The sequence below is a fragment of the Stenotrophomonas hibiscicola ATCC 19867 genome, assembly GCF_000382065.1.
In the GTDB taxonomy this organism is placed as follows: domain Bacteria; phylum Pseudomonadota; class Gammaproteobacteria; order Xanthomonadales; family Xanthomonadaceae; genus Stenotrophomonas; species Stenotrophomonas hibiscicola.
Genome location: NZ_KB907500.1, coordinates 32,115 through 48,825, shown reverse-complemented (window position 1 = coordinate 48,825; position 16,711 = coordinate 32,115). Strand labels below are relative to the sequence as shown.

At 68.2% G+C, this 16,711-nt stretch carries 17 protein-coding genes; 2 read left to right on the top strand and 15 right to left on the bottom strand.

What is annotated here, in order from left to right; translation table 11 throughout:
- Nucleotides 1-19 precede the first annotated feature (19 nt).
- The 6 genes from G370_RS0108660 to G370_RS0108635 form a co-directional block, all read right to left on the bottom strand.
- The gene (locus G370_RS0108660; protein WP_019660237.1) at nt 20-946 is read right to left on the bottom strand and encodes a FecR family protein; all 927 of its coding nucleotides are present in this window, start codon (nt 944-946) and stop codon (nt 20-22) included.
- A complete protein-coding gene (locus G370_RS0108655; protein WP_019660236.1) occupies nt 943-1,452 on the bottom strand; it encodes an RNA polymerase sigma factor in 510 nt (169 codons plus the stop codon). The genes G370_RS0108660 and G370_RS0108655 overlap by 4 nt, the downstream gene beginning before the upstream one ends.
- Nucleotides 1,453-1,576: 124 nt before the next feature.
- A complete protein-coding gene (locus tag G370_RS0108650) occupies nt 1,577-2,083 on the bottom strand; it encodes a hypothetical protein (RefSeq protein WP_019660235.1) in 507 nt (168 codons plus the stop codon).
- 94 nt (nt 2,084-2,177) lie between these two features.
- A complete protein-coding gene (locus tag G370_RS0108645; protein ID WP_010485009.1) occupies nt 2,178-2,402 on the bottom strand; it encodes a hypothetical protein in 225 nt (74 codons plus the stop codon).
- Nucleotides 2,399-3,100: a glutamine amidotransferase gene (locus tag G370_RS0108640; protein ID WP_019660234.1), complete on the bottom strand. Its 702-nt coding sequence runs from the start codon at nt 3,098-3,100 to the stop codon at nt 2,399-2,401. Before G370_RS0108640 ends, G370_RS0108645 begins: the two co-directional genes overlap by 4 nt.
- On the bottom strand, nt 3,097-3,870 hold the full coding sequence (locus tag G370_RS0108635) for a YggS family pyridoxal phosphate-dependent enzyme (protein ID WP_019660233.1): 774 nt from the start codon (nt 3,868-3,870) through the stop codon (nt 3,097-3,099). Before G370_RS0108635 ends, G370_RS0108640 begins: the two co-directional genes overlap by 4 nt.
- A 76-nt stretch (nt 3,871-3,946) precedes the next feature.
- Here G370_RS0108635 and ptsJ point away from each other — a divergent pair, with 76 nt between their 5' ends.
- On the top strand, nt 3,947-5,233 hold the full coding sequence (ptsJ, locus tag G370_RS0108630) for a MocR-like B6 salvage transcription factor PtsJ (protein ID WP_019660232.1): 1,287 nt from the start codon (nt 3,947-3,949) through the stop codon (nt 5,231-5,233).
- A 102-nt stretch (nt 5,234-5,335) separates the two neighbouring features.
- Here the strand turns inward: ptsJ and G370_RS0108625 are convergent, their stop codons facing one another.
- The 7 genes from G370_RS0108625 to G370_RS0108595 all read right to left on the bottom strand — a co-directional run bounded on the left by G370_RS0108625 (nt 5,336) and on the right by G370_RS0108595 (nt 14,028).
- Nucleotides 5,336-5,842 (bottom strand): hypothetical protein, encoded by a 507-nt coding sequence (locus tag G370_RS0108625; RefSeq protein WP_019336451.1) that lies wholly within the window; start codon nt 5,840-5,842, stop codon nt 5,336-5,338.
- Nucleotides 5,843-5,923: 81 nt separating this feature from the next.
- Nucleotides 5,924-9,034: an error-prone DNA polymerase gene (locus tag G370_RS0108620; protein WP_019660231.1), complete on the bottom strand. Its 3,111-nt coding sequence runs from the start codon at nt 9,032-9,034 to the stop codon at nt 5,924-5,926.
- Between the two features lie 6 nt (nt 9,035-9,040).
- Nucleotides 9,041-10,450, bottom strand: a complete 1,410-nt coding sequence (locus tag G370_RS0108615) for a Y-family DNA polymerase (protein WP_019660230.1) — start codon at nt 10,448-10,450, stop codon at nt 9,041-9,043.
- A gap of 9 nt (nt 10,451-10,459) precedes the next feature.
- Nucleotides 10,460-11,074 (bottom strand): translesion DNA synthesis-associated protein ImuA, encoded by a 615-nt coding sequence (imuA, locus tag G370_RS0108610; RefSeq protein WP_019660229.1) that lies wholly within the window; start codon nt 11,072-11,074, stop codon nt 10,460-10,462.
- Between the two features lie 218 nt (nt 11,075-11,292).
- On the bottom strand, nt 11,293-12,300 hold the full coding sequence (locus tag G370_RS0108605; RefSeq protein WP_019660228.1) for a cyclase family protein: 1,008 nt from the start codon (nt 12,298-12,300) through the stop codon (nt 11,293-11,295).
- Between the two features lie 34 nt (nt 12,301-12,334).
- Nucleotides 12,335-12,985 carry a DsbA family oxidoreductase gene (locus G370_RS0108600; protein ID WP_019660227.1) on the bottom strand — a complete coding sequence of 217 codons (651 nt, stop codon included), beginning with the start codon at nt 12,983-12,985 and terminating at the stop codon, nt 12,335-12,337.
- Between the two features lie 92 nt (nt 12,986-13,077).
- Nucleotides 13,078-14,028, bottom strand: coding sequence for a LysR family transcriptional regulator (locus G370_RS0108595; protein ID WP_019660226.1), 951 nt, complete (start codon nt 14,026-14,028; stop codon nt 13,078-13,080).
- Nucleotides 14,029-14,144: 116 nt separating this feature from the next.
- Between G370_RS0108595 and G370_RS0108590 the strand changes: the two genes are divergently transcribed.
- Nucleotides 14,145-15,023: a sterol desaturase family protein gene (locus G370_RS0108590; RefSeq protein WP_227844431.1), complete on the top strand. Its 879-nt coding sequence runs from the start codon at nt 14,145-14,147 to the stop codon at nt 15,021-15,023.
- A 9-nt stretch (nt 15,024-15,032) separates the two neighbouring features.
- Here G370_RS0108590 and G370_RS0108585 read toward each other — a convergent pair whose 3' ends face one another.
- A complete protein-coding gene (locus G370_RS0108585) occupies nt 15,033-15,737 on the bottom strand; it encodes an AraC family transcriptional regulator (protein ID WP_019660224.1) in 705 nt (234 codons plus the stop codon).
- A gap of 305 nt (nt 15,738-16,042) precedes the next feature.
- Nucleotides 16,043-16,477 carry a VOC family protein gene (locus G370_RS0108580; protein WP_010485036.1) on the bottom strand — a complete coding sequence of 145 codons (435 nt, stop codon included), beginning with the start codon at nt 16,475-16,477 and terminating at the stop codon, nt 16,043-16,045.
- Nucleotides 16,478-16,711 lie beyond the last annotated feature (234 nt).

Here is a 16,711-nt window from a genome sequence, read left to right as displayed (position 1 = left end):
CGCCGTCGCAGGCCGGATGTCAGGGTCCACCACGCTGCTCCCTGCGTGGCGGCAGCCACACCTGTATGCCCGCGCCGAGGCGCAGCACACGCACCTGCAGTTGCGTGGCCAGCTGGTCGCGATTGCGGGCTGCACCGTCGGCACTGCCGAGCAGGGTGACCGGCTGCTGGCGCAGCTGCTCGCCGACGACCCACGTATGCCCGCCATGCCAGCGGTCCAGGCCCTGCGTGACGTCGACCAGCGGGGCCGAGACCCAGTGCAGGCGCCGCTCGCGCCAGGCCAATGTTCCGGGGGCAGCCGTTGTTGCATGGGCTGTTGCCTGCCCATCGAAGCGCAGCTGCTCGCCGTCGTCGGCCAGCATGCTGACGTTGCCGCTGTCCACGCGCACGCGATGCTCGGTAACGGTGACCACACTGCTGTTGCCCTGCACGGCAAGATCGAATGCGGTCCCCAGTGCAGTGACGGTGCCCTGTGGGGTATGCACCTGGAAGGGCCGGTCGGCATCGGCGGCGACCTGGAACCAGGCCTGGCCGCGCTGCAGCTGGAGCTGGCGGCGCTGCCCATCGATGCGCACCTTCACTTCGCTGCCAGGTGACAGCAGGACATGCGAACCATCCGGAAGAGTTTCCTCGCGGATCTCGCCAGCGGCCGTACGCAGTACCTGTGCCACGGGTGGCGAGGCATGGCGGCTGTAGAGACCCAGCGCGCACAGCAACAGAACCGCAATGCCGGCTTCGCGCAGGCGACGGCGTTGCCTGCGCTGCTGTTGCCGCTGCAGGCTGGGCGTCGCCGCACCGGCCTGCCACAACTCCTGCAGGTGCAGGTACTGCGCCGCATGGCGTGGATCGGCCCGGCACCATTGCTCGAACGCGTTCTCATCGCGGTCGCCGTCGTGCGCATCCAGCCACCAGCGTGCAGCTTCGCGTGCAATGGTCTCCTGGCTCATGCGCCCGGCACCTGCTGCAACGCGACCAGGGCGCGCAGCAGATGGCCGTGCGCGGTCTGCCGGCTGATCCCCAGCTGGCGCCCGATCTCGGCCAGCGCCAACTGTTCCACACGGGCCAGCAGGAACACCTGGCGCGAGCGTGGCGGCAGCCCGGCGATGATCGCGTCGAGGTGGCGCAGTTGTTCGGCGTCGAGCAGTCGCTGCTCGGGCAGCGGCGCAGGATCGGCGATGGCATTCAACTGCGTGTCATCCAGCACCTCTTCGCGACGGCGCTGGCGTTGCCGGTAGTGATCGGCGATCAGGTTGTGGGCGACGCGGTACAGATAGGCGCGGCCATTGCTCAGCAGGCCACTGGTGGCGACTTTGACGACACGCAGCCAGGTTTCCTGGACGACGTCATCAGCGTCGCTGCGTTGCGGGAGTTTGCGGCGGACATGGGTGTGCAGCGGCCGGTAATGGGCTGCGCACAGCTGCGCGACATCCGTCGGTTCGACAGGCGTGGACACGGGGCGGGCGACAACTGGGAAAGGGAACAGCCCGCGGCGGCAAGGGCAGCAGCTGCACCTTACAGCAAAAGAGAATCATTTGCATCCATGGCATGAGGCGCAGTACGCATGGGCCGCCGCAGCGTCAGCGCGGACGATAGTCGCAGTGGATCTGCAGGGCTTCGGTGGCGTTGTGATGCAGCTCGAAGCCGCACTGCTGCAGGCTGCGCTTCACCTGCGCGACGGCCTCGGCATGATGGGCGACGCGACGATCCTGCCAGCGCGGTGGGGTGAACACGCCCAGAGGCAGCAGCCGCAGCCGCTTGCCGTGCAGTACCAGTGAGACATCGATATGACGGCCATCAATGTCGTGGCCGTTGGTACCGAAGATGGCATCGATCTCATCGCGGCGCTGCGGGTAGCAGGTGCGGAACACTGCAATGCCGAGCCGTCGCACCACGCGGCGGAAGCCGCCGAGACGGCTGTGGCTGGGTTCGAAGCCACGAGTGAGCAGCAGGCGCAGCCCGGCAGGCAGCATTGCCTGCGCGTCGAGCAGGCGTTGCAGTACCTCTTCTTCCAGTTGGATGCGGGTGGAGGGCCAGCCCGGGGCGATGAGCAGTCCGTGGTGGCTGCCGCGTTGCAGGGTCAGCATCCGTGAAGCTTCGCACGCGGGCGAACAGCCAGGGTAGTGCCGGCCGTTGGCCGGAAGATTCGGGTGCCGGCCAGCGGCCGGCACTACCATCGGGTCAGATGTCGCGGTACTGGATCTGCGAAGCCAGTACGCGCAGGCCATCGGCATTGCTGGACAGGATGCGCTCTTCGCTGACCCCTTTCTGCCGTTTCAGCTGGAAGCCCTGATCGGCAGGCAGCTGTGCGGCGATGGCGTCCATGCGTTGCAGGGCATCGGGGCCGCTGCAGTCGAAGTGACCCCAGTGGGCACCATCGCGGTGGATCTGCAATCGGTAGTTCATTGTGGTGTCTCCGGCAGGTCCTGCAGCCAATGGTCGAACATCGCGGTGGCGGCCGCAGCCAGTGGTGCGCCATAGCGACGCGCCTGCGCGCGAAGGTCGTTGGGATCGATGCCGGCCTGGGCCAGCTCCAGCGTGTGGCCGATCAGCCAACGCTCGAACTGGCGGGCGTCCAGTTCCGGATGGCATTGCAGGGCCAGTGCGTGGCTGCCGATGGCGAATGCCTGGTGACGGCAGGCCGGCGTGCTGGCCAGGCGGCGTGCACCGGCCGGAAGTTCGAACGCTTCACCATGCCAATGCAGTACCGGAATGCCCTGCAGGGACTGCAGCGGAGAACGCTGGCCTTCATCGGTCAGCAGCAGTGGCGCAAAGCCGATTTCCTTGCCACCACTGGGAGCGACACTGGCACCGAGTGCCCGCGCCATCAGCTGTGCACCCAGGCAGATGCCCAGGGTCGGCCGCTGCCGCTGCAGCCGGCGCTGCAGCAGGGCAATGCTGTCGTTGACGAAGGGATAGGTCCCTGTGTCATTGGCACTGATGGGACCGCCCAGCACGACCAGCAGATCGGCGGTTTCGGCGCCATCGAGCACATCGACGCCGGCCTGCAGCACGTGCAGCTGCCAGCCCTGCGCCAGCAGCAACGGTTTCAGGGTGCCGAGGTCTTCAAAGGCAACGTGTTGCAGGACAACCGCGTGCTTCATGCCGGTGCTCCGCTGTTCGGCCAGTAGAAACTGTCCGGGGTGGCACGGGCACCGAAGATGGCCTGGCCGACGCGGACCACGGTGGCACCTTCCTCGATGGCCACTTCGAAATCACCGGACATGCCCATCGACAGCTGCGACAGGTCGAGGCCGGGCGGGGCGGTGCGTTGCAGCTGGTCGCGCAGTTCGCGCAGGCGCACGAAGCAGGCGCGCACGCGCTCGACATCGGGGGTGAAGATGGCCAGGGTCATCAGGCCGCGCACGTGCAGGCGATCGAAGGCCGGCAGCTGCTGCACGAAGGCCTCGACCGCGTCGGGCTCCAGGCCGTACTTGCTCGGTTCGGCCGAGGTGTTGACCTGCACGAATACATCCAGCGTGCGGTCTTCCAGTTGCAGGCGCTGCTGCAGGGCCTCGGCTACGCGCAGGCTGTCCAGCGCCTGGAACTCGCTGGCAAAGCGCGCCACGTAGCGCGCCTTGTTGGTCTGCAGATGCCCGATCACCGACCAGTGCACGCCAAGATCGGCCATCGTCTCGGCCTTGCGTTGTGCCTCCTGCACCTTGTTCTCGCCAAGTTCGTGGCAACCTGCGGCCACCGCCATGCGGATGCGGGCTTCATCGACGGTCTTGCTGACCGGCAGCAGGCGCACGCTGGCCGGGTCGCGGCCGACGCGGGCGCAGGCATCGGCGATGCGTTGGCGCACCTTGACCAGGTTGGCGGCGATCTGTTCAACGGACTGGGCGACGGGCCAGTCGGCGGCGGCAAGGGGCATGCGGGCACCTCCAATGCAGGGCGGCCAGGTTGGGATACACTGGCACAGGACAAGAGATATTTTGGCACAGGACAAAATGAAAATCACCGGGCACAGTGCCGAGTCGATCTTCGACAGCATCCGCGACGGCATCGGCGAGGGCCGCCTGCCGGCCGGTAGCGTGCTGCCGCCGGTGCGTGAACTGGCCGAGCAGCTGGGCGTGAACCGCAACACCGTGGCTGCTGCCTACAAGCGCCTGGATGCGGCGGGACTGGCCAGCACGGCGGGCCGCCGCGGCACGGTGGTGCGTGGCCTGCCGCCGCCGCTGGCGCGCGAGGGCAGCACCCCGGGGCTGGCGCTGCAGGACCTGGCCGGTGGCAACCCGGATCCGCGCCTGCTGCCGAACCTGCGCCTGGCTCCGGCCGCACCGCGGCTGTATGGCGTGGGTACGGTCGACCCGCGACTGCAGGCGCTGGCGCGCGCCTCGCTGGATGCGGACTGCCCGGCGGGTTATGCGCTGGAGCTGACCCATGGTGCGGTCGATGGCATTGAACGCCTGCTGGCGGCCTGGCTGCTGCCGGGGGATCGCATCGCGGTGGAGGATCCGTGCTTCCTCGGCAGCCTCAATGTGCTCAATGCCGTGGGCCACGCGCCGTTGCCGGTGGCGGTGGACGCGCATGGCATGCAGGTCCAATCACTTCGGCAGGCGCTGGAGGCCGGTGCACGCGCGGTGCTGCTGACCCCGCGTGCGCACAACCCGACCGGGGCCAGCCTGGATGCGAAGCGGGCGCGGGCGTTGCGGCAGCTGCTGGCCGCCTATCCGCAGGTTGCGGTGTTGATCGACGATCATTACGCGCTGCTCTCTCAGCAGGACTATCACTCGGTGCTACCGCTGGATGGCCGGCGCTGGGCACTGCTGCGTTCGTTGTCCAAACCGCTGGGCCCGGACCTGCGGCTGGCCTGGCTGGCCTGCGATGAAGCGACCGCAATGCGGCTGCGGTTGCGGTTGGCGTCCGGCACCGGCTGGGTCAGTCATCTGCTGCAGGATGCGGCGACGTCGGTGCTGGCGTCGGCAACGCAGCGGGCGAAGATTGCCTCGGCAGGTGAGCGTTACCAGCAACGCCTGCAGTCGTTGCAGGAGCTCCTGCGTGCGCGTGGCGTAGCGACGCCACAGCCGATGGAAGGGTTGAACCTGTGGCTTCCGCTGCAGGCCGACAGCCATCCGCAGGTGCTGGCCCTGGCTTCGCGTGGATGGCATGTGCGCGCGGGCGAAGTGTTCTCGGTGGCAGCGCCGGGGCATGGCCTGCGCATCACCTGCGCTGCGCTGGGGGCAGCGCAGCTGCGGCAGCTGGCGGATGACCTGGCGGCGGTGTTCGCTCTGTAGCGTCGAGCCATGCTCGACGTTGCTTCGCCTTTGTAGAGCCGAGCCATGCTCGGCTGCTGTTGATAGAAGCAGTCGAGCATGGCTCGACGCTACACAAGCAGATCAGGGCGCGGCGTTGGCGCCCGGGCGCACGTAGTAGGACTGGCCACTGTCATCGACGAACATCAGCTCCGGCTTGCCCTGCCAGGAGGTGAGCATGGCGCCGGTGTTGTTCTGGTGCTTGACCATCAGGCTGGCGCCGCGGTCCGGGTTGGCGACGACCTTGAACACCTCGGTGGTGCCGGTGGCATCGTCAAGGGTGAGCAGGGCTTCGCCGCCGCGGTCGCTGGTGCCGTAGCCGCCGCGTTCGGAACCATCGGGACCGAGCAGGATCAGGCCTGACAGGGCGGTGGCACGCGGCCCCTGGGTGCGGCCCTGGCTGAGCGGATCGGGAACCGGTGCGCCGAGGATCACCCGCGGCTGGCCGCTTGCATCGTGGATGACCAGCCCGCGCGCCTCGATGATGCGCTGTGGTGATTGGCTGCGATGCAGGCTCCAGGCGGTCCAGCCGGAAACCAGCAGGGCGAGGGTCGAGACCACCAGGGTGGTCAGCAGCAGCGCACGGGGCATCGGGTCGTCCTTCCTTGGATGTGCCGACGATAGCGGATGCGGACCGGCAATGGCCAGTTCGTTGTGTGACGTTGTGTATCGTCAGTGGAAATCGCGGCTGTGGCTGCGCAGTCCCTGCAGCAGTTCATCCAGGCAGTGCATGCGCTGCACGATGACGTGCTGCACGCCATCGACGCGTTCCAGGCGGCCATCGATCTGCATCAGCTGGGTATCGACCAGCACCCGGTGCTGGCGATCGGCCAGGTGCCGCCAGACCACGGCGTTGACCATGCCGGTCTCGTCCTCGAGGGTGAGGAAAGTCACCCCGCTGGCGGTCTGTGGCCGCTGGCGCATGCGCACCAGTCCGGCGATGCGCACACGGCGGCCGTGGCCGTGCCCGGCCAGCTGTGCGGCATCCAGGCAGCCACGGCTACGCAGCTGCGCGCGCAGGAACGAGATCGGGTGACGGCCGAGGGTGGTGCCGGTGCTGCGGTAATCGGCCTGCATATCCTGCCAGGCGCTGGGCAGGGGCAGCGGCACGCGCGCTTCGGCGGTGGCGCGGGCCTGATCGAACAGCGGCAGCCGGTTTTCCACGCCGGAGATATCCCAGCGTGCACGATGGCGATGGCCGCTGAGCCCACGCAGCGCACCGGCGTCGGCCAGCAGGCCCTGCTGGCGGCGATCCAGCGCGGTACGCTGGCACAGGTCGCCGACGTCGTCGAACGGACGACGCGCACGTTCGCGCATGATGGCCTGCACGGCCGCTTCGCTGCAGCCATCGACAAGGCGCAGGCCGAGCCGGATCGCCGCCGGCCCTTTGCTGAAATCCAGGGTGCAGTCCCAGTCGCTGTAGCGCACGTCCACCGGCAGCACGCGGATGCCATGCCGGCGCGCGTCCTGCAGCAGCTGGTCGGGGCTGTAGAAGCCCAGTGGCTGGCTGTTGATCAGGCTGGCGGTGAACGCGGCGGGATGATGGCATTTCAGCCAGCAGCTGTTATACGTCAGCAGGGCGAAGCTGGCGGCGTGGCTTTCCGGGAAGCCGTAATCGCCGAAGCCCTTGATCTGCTCGAACAGGTGCTCGCCGTATTCGCGGCTGAAGCCGTTCTCCAGCATGCCGGCCAGCAGCTTCTCGCGATGCGGTTCCAGACCGCCACGGCGCTTCCACGCCGCCATCGAACGGCGCAGGGCATCGGCCTGGCCAGGCGTGTAGCCGGCTGCTTCCACCGCCAGCTGCATCACCTGTTCCTGGAACAATGGCACGCCCAGCGTACGCGCGAACACGCGTTCCAGCTGCGGTGGGTAGAGCGGATTGTCCGGATCGTTCAGTGCCTCCGGGCCCTGTTCGCGCAGGATCCGCCGCCGCTCCAGGTAGGGATGCACCATGTCGCCCTGGATCGGTCCGGGGCGCACGATCGCCACTTCGATCACCAGGTCATAGAACGTGCGCGGCTGCATGCGCGGCAGCATCGCCATCTGTGCGCGCGATTCGATCTGGAACACGCCGATGGTATCGGCGGCGCAGATCATGTCGAAGGTCTTCGCATCCTTGGGCGGGATGGCGTCCATGCGCCCTTCGTGCAGGCCGTGCTGCTTCAACATCGCCAGGCATTTGCGGATGGCGGTGAGCATGCCCAGCGCCAGGCAGTCGACCTTCATCAGGCCGGTGGCATCCAGATCGTCCTTGTCCCACTGGATGACGGTGCGATCGGCCATCGCCGCGTTCTCCACCGGCACCAGGGTCGACAGCGGATGCTCGGAGATGACGAAACCGCCCGGATGCTGCGACAGGTGGCGCGGGAAGTCGATCAGCTCGGCGGTCAGCGCCAGCAGGCGCCGCATCAACGGCGTGTCCGGATCGAAACCGCGCTCGCGCAGGGTTTCCGGCAATGGGATGTTGCCGCCCCAGTGGTCCATCGCCGCGCCCAGTTCGTTGACCTGGTCCATCGGCAGGCCCAGTGCGCGGGCCACGTCGCGGATCGCGCTGCGGCCACGGTAGCTGATCGCCACCGCGGTCAGTGCGGCGCGCTCGCGGCCGTAGCGCTTGAACACGTACTGCAGCACCTCCTCGCGACGCTCGTGCTCGAAGTCGATGTCGATATCCGGCGGCTCGTCGCGCTCGGCGGAAATGAAGCGCTCGAACAGCAGGTTGCTGCGTGCCGGGTCGATCTCGGTCACGCCCAGCACGAAGCACACCGCTGAGTTGGCCGCTGAGCCACGGCCCTGGCAGAGGATGTCCTGGCTGCGCGCAAAGCGCACGATGTCCTGCACGGTGAGGAAGTAGGAGGCGTAGTTCTTCTGCTTGATCAGCGCCAGTTCGTGCTCGATCTGCGTGCGTTGCTTCGCTTCGATGCCGCCTTTCCAGCGCCACTGGATGCCGCGCTCGACCAGCACGCGCAGCCAGCTGTCCGGATCGTGTCCTTCGGGCACCAGCTCACGCGGATAGGTGTACTGCAGCTGTTCCAGGGTGAAGTGGCAGCGTTCGGCGATGCGCAGGGTTTCAGCCAGCAGTTCGGGCGGATACAGCTGGGCCAGCGCGGTACGCGGGCGCAGGTGGCGCTCGCCATTGGGAAACAGGCGCCAGCCGGCCTCGGCCACGCTGCAGCGGTGGCGGATCGCGGTCAGTGTGTCCTGCAGGGCACGGCGGCGGCGCACGTGCATATGCACATCGCCACTGGCGACCAGGGGCAGGCGGTGGCGTTCGCCGAAGGCCCGCAGCTGCTGCAGGCGGCGTGCGTCATCGTGTTCACGGTGCAGTTCCACCGCCAGCCACAGCCGATCATCGAAGCCGGTGCGCAGCAACTCGAGATCGGTGGCGGATGGCTGCCGGTCCAGCCACAGGCACAACAAACCGTCGGGCAGGCCGAGCAGATCGTCGCGCAGGCAGCGGTACTCGCCCTTGGCAGCCCGCCGCCGACAGGTCGTGATCAACTGGCACAGCCCGGCATAGGCGGTCTGGTCGGTGCACAGCAGGGCCAGCTTCGGCCCGTCCTCGACCTGGAATTCGGCGCCGACGATCAGTGCCACGCCATGTGTCTTCGCTGCCTGCCAGGCGCGCACGATGCCGGCCAGCGAGCATTCGTCGGTGATCGCCAACGCGCGGTAGCCTTGGCCCGCGGCGCGCGCGAACAACTCTTCGGCGATCGAAGCACCGCGCTGGAAACTGAAGGCCGACAGGCAGTGCAGTTCGGCGTAGCCGGGCAGTTCGCTGTGCATGGCGGCTCAGCCGAACCAGCCGTGCAGCATCCACGGCGCATGTGGATTGTTGCGGTCACGGAAAGCCCAGCCGCGCTGGCCATGCGCGGTTTCCACCACGTAGTAGTCGCGGCGCGCGTCGGCCTGGTCCCACCAGCCCGATTCGATCCGCTCCGGTCCGGTGACGATGCGCAGCCTCGGATCACGCAGCGGTTGCGGCGCATCCAGCAACCAGCCAGGGCGCAGTGGCCAGTACGACGGGGGCTTGGCCGGTGGCTGGGTGCCACTGGCGCGTTCGGGACGATGGTCGGCCTGCACTGCCAGCGGCTGCACGGCGTCATCGCCGAGCCGCGCGCGCAGGCGCTCACGCAGCTGGTTCCACGGCATCGCCTGCGCCGGACGGGTATCGAACAGGTCACGCGCGGCGGGTACGAACGGCGGCAGCTGTTCGGCCTGCAGTCGCAGTGCGCGGCTGCCGGCCGGCAGGGCGAACGCTTCCATGCGGTTGCGTGCGATCTCGAACAGCAGCGTGGGATCGCGCTCGGGCGCCAACAGGCCGATGGTCAGCACGCTGGCCGGCAACAGGTCATGCTCGAAATGCAGGTCGAAGCGCTGCACGCCGCCATCGCGCGAGCACAGGAAGGCGGCCAGGTCGAGCAGCAGGCGGCGCAGCGGGAACAGCAGGGCCTGGCTGGATTCGATCTCGTATTCGAATTCGATGCGCGCATCAAAACGGTCCGGTGGCTGGTAGTAGCGCAATGGCGCGGTGGGCAGCCCGCGCAATGCATCCAGCTGCTGCAGGACCTCGGGGGCGAAGCGCCGGGCCAGGCTGTCGCGCGGCAGCTTGAGCACCGCCCCCAGCGTGCGCAGGCCGGAACGGCCAAGCACGGTCACCGCCTCGCTGGGCAGGCCGCAACGTGCCAGGGGCAGCTGCGCCAGCGCCGCCGGCAGCTGCTGCGCATCAAGGCCGAGGCCATCGTGGACGTTGGCCAGCACGCGCGCGGCATGTGGGGTAGGCGCGGCCACCAGGCGGTGGCGGAAGCCGAGTTCGTGCAGTTCGTTGCGCAGGCGCTGCTGGATCGTCAGCCAGTCACCGAACAGGGCGCGGCTGGCACCGATTTCCAGCACCAGCGCATGCGGAAAATCGAGGCTGACCTGCGAGCTGTAGGCATAGGCCCAGCTGGCCAGCAGCTGCCGGGTGTGCTGTTCGGCACTCGGGTCGTAGTCGTGCAGCTGCATGTCCTGCACCAGTACCTGCGCAGCCGAAAGCAGCATGCCTGGGCGCAGCCCTGCTGCACGTGCCGACGGGCTGACCGCGCGCAGCACGCGACGCTGCGCCGGCCCCTGCAGCAGGACCAGCGGCCGCTGCGGATCCGGCTGCAGGCGCAGCACGCTGTCCAGCGCCAGCTGCGGCAACAACAGGCAGGCCCAGTGCATGGCGCGTCCTCAGTGGGCGATGGCCAGCGGCAACGGCTGCGCCGGCGGCAACCCGCCACGGCACTTCAGCACCCGCACCTGGCCGTGGTCGAGCTGCAGGCGCAGGCTGGCCGGGGAGGGATTGCGCGCGGCCTGCGCCTCGCGGAACACGAAGCCCAGGCACTGGCCGCTGTCGGCAGCCACCTGCAGCCGGCGCAGTGAACGGTCGTCGGCCTGGTGCGGCCAGCACAGTACCGCCGCGCAGGCCGCAGAGCGCAGGCACTGTTCGGCGGCCCACAGTGCCTGCTTCGGCGCGGCGTGGATGATCTGCAACTGGCCCAGGTCCAGCCCGGCGGCGGCCCAGGCCGGGGCATGCGGACGGTAGGGCGGAGCGACCAGGACGATCGGGCGGTCGCGCTGGCTCAGCCTGGCCAGTGCCGGCCATACCAGCGCCAGTTCGCCAACGCCGGGCGCCGCCTGCAGCACCTCGCACAGTCCGCTGGCCGGCCAGCCGCCGCCGGGCAGGCGTGCATCCAGTGCCGGATGGCCGCTGGCCAGATGGTCGCTGGCTGGGCCCTGGCGGGCCGGGCCGCGCCACAGCTGGCGCCCGTCCAGCAGCCGGTCGAGGGCAACGACCGCACCCATCAGCCGATCCTCCCGGGGAGGCGCCGGGTGGGCTGGAAACGGCAGGAACGGGCGGAAACGGCGGGCATGGCGCGAGTATCGACGGGCCGGTATCAGGGGCTGAGACCAGACATGCTACTCGCGTTGTAAGTAGAATTACTAATGAAATCCGAGGGCCGGGTTTCAGGTTGCTGAAGGGGGTAGGAGTGCCGGCCAAGGTCGGCACCCACAGGATGCGGTTACGGGTGGACCGGCAACGCCACCGGGCGCAGGGGCGCGGCATCGCCACCGCGGATCTTCAGCGGGCCGCCGATGAAGGCGAATTCGTAGACCTTGTCGCGGGCCAGTTCGTCCAGCGCCACCAGCTCGATGATCGGCGCACCCTGCTGTGCCAGCAGGTAGGTGTGCAGCGGCACGTAGTCGTCGGACACCTCGGAGGGGAAGGTCTCGAAGCTGAGGTTGTCGGCACCGACGATCATCGCGCCGCCGTCCTCGACCAGGAAGCGTGCCGCATCCAGGCCCATGCCCGGCGGGTTGGCCATGTAGGCCCTGGGCTGTTCGAACAGGCGCATGCGGCCGGTGCGGATCAGCACCACGTCGCCCTGCTGCAGTTTCACCTTCTGGCGTGCCAGCGCATCCTTCAGGTCCTGGCGGGTGACGCGATAGCTGTCCGGCAGCATGTCCACGCCCTTGGCGGCGGCCACGTCGATCAGCACGCCACGCGCGATCAGCGGCGGGAACTTCTCGATGCCGGTGACATTCCAGCCACGATCGCCGAGATGCTTGTCGGCCTCGAAGCCGTTCCAGATCTTCCCGTGGATGCCGAAGTGGTTCAGCGCATCGATGTGGGTGCCGGTGTGGCTGTACATCGAGAACGCGGTGCCGGTGTAGCTGCGGGTGAGGTTCATGGTCTCGCCCACGCCCATCGGGTCGTCCATCACCGTGCCGCGCGGGGTGTGGGTCATCCAGAACTGGTAGTGCGGGTCGCCGGCATCCTGCCAGCTGGGCATGCCGACGTAGTACTCGGTGGCCAGGTCATAGGCCTTGCCGCCGCTGACCCGCGACAGGATCGCCGCACGCGAGGCCTCGGTGATCAGGTTGAGGCGGCCGATCTCGTCCTTCGGCCCCCAGGGGCTGGTGCCGACCTGCTGGCCGGAGGGGACGCGTTCGTGCGCGGATACGGTGATGGAAGCTGCGGTGCCGGCCAGCAGCAGGGCCAGCGCGGTGGCCAGGGTACGTGGGGTCATGGGGAGTCTCCTTGCAGGGTGGGGGGGGCGCGGCTCAGGCCGCGACCAGGTGCGCCAGGGCTTGGCGCAGGTGTGGCAGCGGCAGGGTCTGCAGGCGCAGGCCGTTGCCGCCGATCACGGTGGGAATGGAGCGGATGCCGAGGGTCGCGGCTTCGGCACGGTCGGCCTGCACGCGCCGGGCTACTGCGTCGCTGCGCATGTGGTCAGCGAAGGCGCCACGCGGGTGGCCCAGCGTTTCGGCGATATCCAGCAGGACTTCGGCGTCGCCGATGTTGCGGTGCTGGTGCAGGTGCGCCCACTGCACGGCATCGAACATCGCGCCATGGGCGTCGTTGCCACCGAGCATGCCGGCAGCCTGGCAGGCCAGTGCGCCGAGCCAGCCGGACGGATACTCGAAGTCCTGCGCGCGCATGCCTTCGATATCGATGCGCGCGGTGTCTTCATGCGCGGCGCAGTCGGTCCAGTGGCGCAGGATGATCGCCTTGGCGCGCTCCATCGAGCCGAACACCTCGACCATCTGTGCGCGCGAGTCCTGCAGCACGAAGCTGCGGTGGCGCACCTGGATGCCGAGTTCGGCGGAGACCTGCTTCAGGCGCGGGGCCAGCACGAAGCACCAGCCGCAGACCACGTCGTGGAAGAAATCGACCACCGGCGCGGCGGTGGCGGGGGAAGGAACGGAAGACATCTGCCTGCCATCGGTGAGAGGGGAGGCGGCAGAGTAGGCAGCGCGGCGTGGCCGAAACAGCACGCCGCGGGCAGCTCAGTTTTCGCTGGCGGTTACAAATCCAGGCCAGCGCAGCCGGGCAGCTCGGCGTGCAGGAAATCGATGAAGGCACGCACCTTGGGTTGCAGATGGCGCGACGTGGGGTAGACCGCATGCACGAAGCGCGGCGGATAGCGGTGGTCGGGCAGCACCTGCTGCAGTTCGCCACGGACCAGTGCGGGTGCCGCCAGGAACGAGGGCAGGGCGCCGATGCCCATGCCGGCCACCAGCAGGTCGCGCAGCAGCAGGCTGTTGTTGACGGTGACGCGCGCTGGCAGGGTGATCGTCACCTGGCCATCAGGACCGAGCAACGGCCAGCTGCCCGGTGAGTCGGACAGGCTGTAAGCCAGCACGCTGTGCGCCTGCAGATCGTTCACTGCCTGCGGTGCCGGATGCTGCCGCAGGTAGGACGGGGCCGCGCACAGCACCTGCTGCAGCGACGCCAGCCGGCGCGCCACCAGGCGTGAATCATCCAGCTCGGCACGCAGCCGCAGCGACACATCGAAACCTTCGCCGACCGCGTCGAGCAGGCGGTCTTCCATCACCAGGTCCAGCGACAGCTGCGGATGCTGCTGCAGGAAGCGGGGCAGCAGCGGCGACAGCGTGCTCAGCGCGAACGACTGCGGTGCATTGACACGCAGGCGCCCGGCCACCTCGCCACGCTGTTCGGCGATGCCACGTTCCAATGCGTCCAGTTCGTCGAGCAGGCGGCAGCATTCGCGGTAATAGGCGTGGCCGGTCTCGGTCAGGCTCATGCGCCGCGTGGTCCGCTGCAGCAGTACCACGCCCAGATGCGCTTCCAGCGTGCGCAGCTGTTTGCTGAGCCCGGCCGGCGACATGCCCAGGTCTTCGGCGGCACGAGCGAGCCCGCCGCGTTCGACGATGCGACGGAAGGCACGCATCAGGTTGAAGGAATCCATGCCGGCCCCGGGCGCGATGAGGGCGCCATTGTAGATCCACGCCATGCGTGGATGTGGGAAGCGTGGTGCCCGCAGAGTTGCGCCGTTTGTTCAAGCCAGCAATCCACACGCCACGCCAGCATGCAGGCCCCTCACTTTCCGGGTTGCCCATGAAGCACTGGATGCTCCGCCTGTATGCCCCGCTGTTCCTGCTTGGATTCGTCGCCACTGCCGTCGTCTGGATCGGCCACTGCCACGGTGACCCGCTGTGGCTGCTGGCCTTGCTGGCGGCCGCCATTGCGGTTTCGTTCGCCGCCGAGCGCGCGTGGCCGTATGACCCCGCGTTCAATCACGACCACGGCGACAGCCTGCGTGACGCCCTGCATGCACTGGTCAATGAAAGCCTGAACCTGCTGTCGATCGCGGCGGTGCCGCTGCTGGCGGCAATCATTCCATGGCAGGCCTGGCCTCTGCAGTGGCCATTCGCGCTACAGGCGCTGCTGGCCATCGTCTGCGCTGATCTCGGTATCACCCTGGTGCACTACGCCAGCCATCGCATCGGCTGGTTGTGGCGGCTGCATGCGGTGCACCACAGCGTCACCCGCATGTACGGCTTCAACGGGCTGATGAAACACCCGCTGCACCAGGCGGCCGAAGCGGTGGGTGGCGTACTGCCGCTGCTGCTGTTGGGCCTGCCGATGCCGGTGGCTGCGGTGCTGGCCTTCGCCATTGCCATCCAGCTGCTGCTGCAGCACTCCAACGTGGACATGCGTCCCGGCGTGCTGGGCCGGGTGATGGCATGGGCGCCGCTGCACCGCTTCCACCACATGCGTTACGGCACCGCCGGCGACGTCAACTTCGGCCTGTTCCTGACCGCATGGGATCACCTGTTGGGGACCGCCTTCGATGCACCGGGCTATCGGCTGCAGCAACGCGACCTCGGCATCGGCAGCCAACCGGACTATCCGCGCGATTATCCGGGGCAGCTGCTGGCGCCGTTCCGCGAACTGCCGCATGGCGAGGTGCCGGAGTTGCCGGAAGGCCTGCGCAGGCGCGAATGATTGAACATGTCAGGCCGCGTGCAGCTGCAGGCCCTGCAGCTGCGCGGCACCGATGCCGAACATGCGGCGCAGGCTGCGCGAGAGATGGGCCAGATCGGCGAATCCAGCGGCATGCGCACTGTCGGTCAGGTTGTGACCGCTCAGATGATGCGTGAGCGCAGTGCGTAGCCGTTGCCACAGCACCCAGCCGCGCAAGGTCACTGCCAGCTCGGACTGGAAGCGCCGGTGCAGCTGGCTGGTCGATAGGTGCGCCGCTTTGGCGATGTCGGCAGCCGGCACCGGGCCAGGCAGGTGCTGGGCGATACGGGCCAGTGCCGCCTGCACGCGGCGGTCCAGCGGTTGCGGGCGGCTCAGCCGTGGCAGCCAGTCGTGCAGCGCCAGCGCGTTACCCGGCAGCGCATGCAGGTGCCGCTGGATCTGTTCGGGATCGGCATGCGCCGGCTCAAGGAACACCGTACAGCCCGCTTCCGGCGCTGACAGGATCGCGTGCGGCTGGAACGAAGGCAGCCATAGCCGTTGGCCCTGCTGCTGCACGCCATCGATCTCGATGTGCCAGGACGTACCGTCGCTCAACAGCAGTTGATGGGCGTAGTGCGCATGCGAAGCGCTGTCACCGGCATGACCGTGCAGTACGGCGGCGTGCGCATCCAGCAGCAACGTGCCGTTCCAGGGCAGGGCGGGGGAAGACATGACGGGATTGTAGATCCACGCCATGCGTGGATGAATCTCCATCGGAATCGAGTAATTCGACAATGAAACGAAGAGCATCCACGCATGGCGTGGATCTACTGCAGATTGCGACGAATTGTCGAAGGCGGCGTGGGTCCGGTTGCGGAGGGCGTGAGCGCCATGGATGGCGCGACCGAGCCTCCAGGGACAGATTCACGGCGTTCCCCGCAACCGGACCCACCCCGCCATCGCACAGGAAGCCCGCTTTTGCTTCGGCTGTTGCTTCTGAGGTTGCCGGCCAGCGGCCGGCACTACCGCGGGGGCCGGGCGCAGCCCGGCCGTGCGCACCCTCACCGGCCGTGCGGGTCGGGCCGGTGATGCACGTACTCGACCACCGTGCCATCGGGATGCACCGCGTTGAACGCCGCCCCGGTCGGTACCACCTGCAACGGGAAGATGATCTCGGCGCCAGCCGCGACCAGTTTGTCGTGATAGGGCCGAACGTCATCGACCAGCAGTGTCCCCGTGGTCGAAGTGAACGGGGCCAGTGCCTCATCGCAACCTTCGATCAGCAGGAATGCACCGACCATCGCCAGGCGTAGGCCGGCATCGGGAAACGGGAAGCCCGCATCGGCCACCACACCCTGCAACTGCTCGTAGAACGCCACGCTGCGCTCCAGTTCGCCAGGGGCAACGAATACCCGGATCAGCACGCGTGGGCTGCGCTGGGTGGAGGTATCACAGCGGTCGCGCCAGAGATGGTCGAAGTCGCGGTGTATGTTCATGGGCGGGGTCCAGGGCCGGTGACACCTCATTATCGGCAGCCCCACGCGGCCTGCTGATGACCGCCGGTGATGGCCTGATAACCGCTGGCCGGGTTGCCCCTGTGACTTAGGTCCTGTTGACAGGTGTGAACGCCCTCGCACAATCTTCACAGGATTGGGTCGCCCTGCGCGGCCCGGGCAGGCAGGTTGTCACGCCGGGAGGAGGGTCCCGCGCGCAGACCGGCCCGCCCTTCG

Excerpts from the sequence above, each read along its gene's own strand:
- G370_RS0108615 (WP_019660230.1), bottom strand. The coding sequence starts at position 10,450 with ATGCACTGGGCCTGCCTGTTGTTGCCGCAGCTGGCGCTGGACAGCGTG.
- G370_RS0108625 (WP_019336451.1), bottom strand. The coding sequence starts at position 5,842 with ATGCCCCGTGCGCTGCTGCTGACCACCCTGGTGGTCTCGACCCTCGCC.
- G370_RS0108595 (WP_019660226.1), bottom strand. The coding sequence starts at position 14,028 with ATGGCGTGGATCTACAATGGCGCCCTCATCGCGCCCGGGGCCGGCATG.
- G370_RS0108605 (WP_019660228.1), bottom strand. The coding sequence starts at position 12,300 with ATGACCCCACGTACCCTGGCCACCGCGCTGGCCCTGCTGCTGGCCGGC.
- G370_RS0108650 (WP_019660235.1), bottom strand. The coding sequence starts at position 2,083 with ATGCTGACCCTGCAACGCGGCAGCCACCACGGACTGCTCATCGCCCCG.
- G370_RS0108590 (WP_227844431.1), top strand. The coding sequence starts at position 14,145 with ATGCTCCGCCTGTATGCCCCGCTGTTCCTGCTTGGATTCGTCGCCACT.
- G370_RS0108580 (WP_010485036.1), bottom strand. The coding sequence starts at position 16,477 with ATGAACATACACCGCGACTTCGACCATCTCTGGCGCGACCGCTGTGAT.
- G370_RS0108585 (WP_019660224.1), bottom strand. The coding sequence starts at position 15,737 with ATGGCGTGGATCTACAATCCCGTCATGTCTTCCCCCGCCCTGCCCTGG.
- G370_RS0108640 (WP_019660234.1), bottom strand. The coding sequence starts at position 3,100 with ATGAAGCACGCGGTTGTCCTGCAACACGTTGCCTTTGAAGACCTCGGC.
- G370_RS0108620 (WP_019660231.1), bottom strand. The coding sequence starts at position 9,034 with ATGCACAGCGAACTGCCCGGCTACGCCGAACTGCACTGCCTGTCGGCC.
- G370_RS0108600 (WP_019660227.1), bottom strand. The coding sequence starts at position 12,985 with ATGTCTTCCGTTCCTTCCCCCGCCACCGCCGCGCCGGTGGTCGATTTC.
- G370_RS0108635 (WP_019660233.1), bottom strand. The coding sequence starts at position 3,870 with ATGCCCCTTGCCGCCGCCGACTGGCCCGTCGCCCAGTCCGTTGAACAG.
- imuA (WP_019660229.1), bottom strand. The coding sequence starts at position 11,074 with ATGGGTGCGGTCGTTGCCCTCGACCGGCTGCTGGACGGGCGCCAGCTG.
- ptsJ (WP_019660232.1), top strand. The coding sequence starts at position 3,947 with ATGAAAATCACCGGGCACAGTGCCGAGTCGATCTTCGACAGCATCCGC.
- G370_RS0108660 (WP_019660237.1), bottom strand. The coding sequence starts at position 946 with ATGAGCCAGGAGACCATTGCACGCGAAGCTGCACGCTGGTGGCTGGAT.
- G370_RS0108645 (WP_010485009.1), bottom strand. The coding sequence starts at position 2,402 with ATGAACTACCGATTGCAGATCCACCGCGATGGTGCCCACTGGGGTCAC.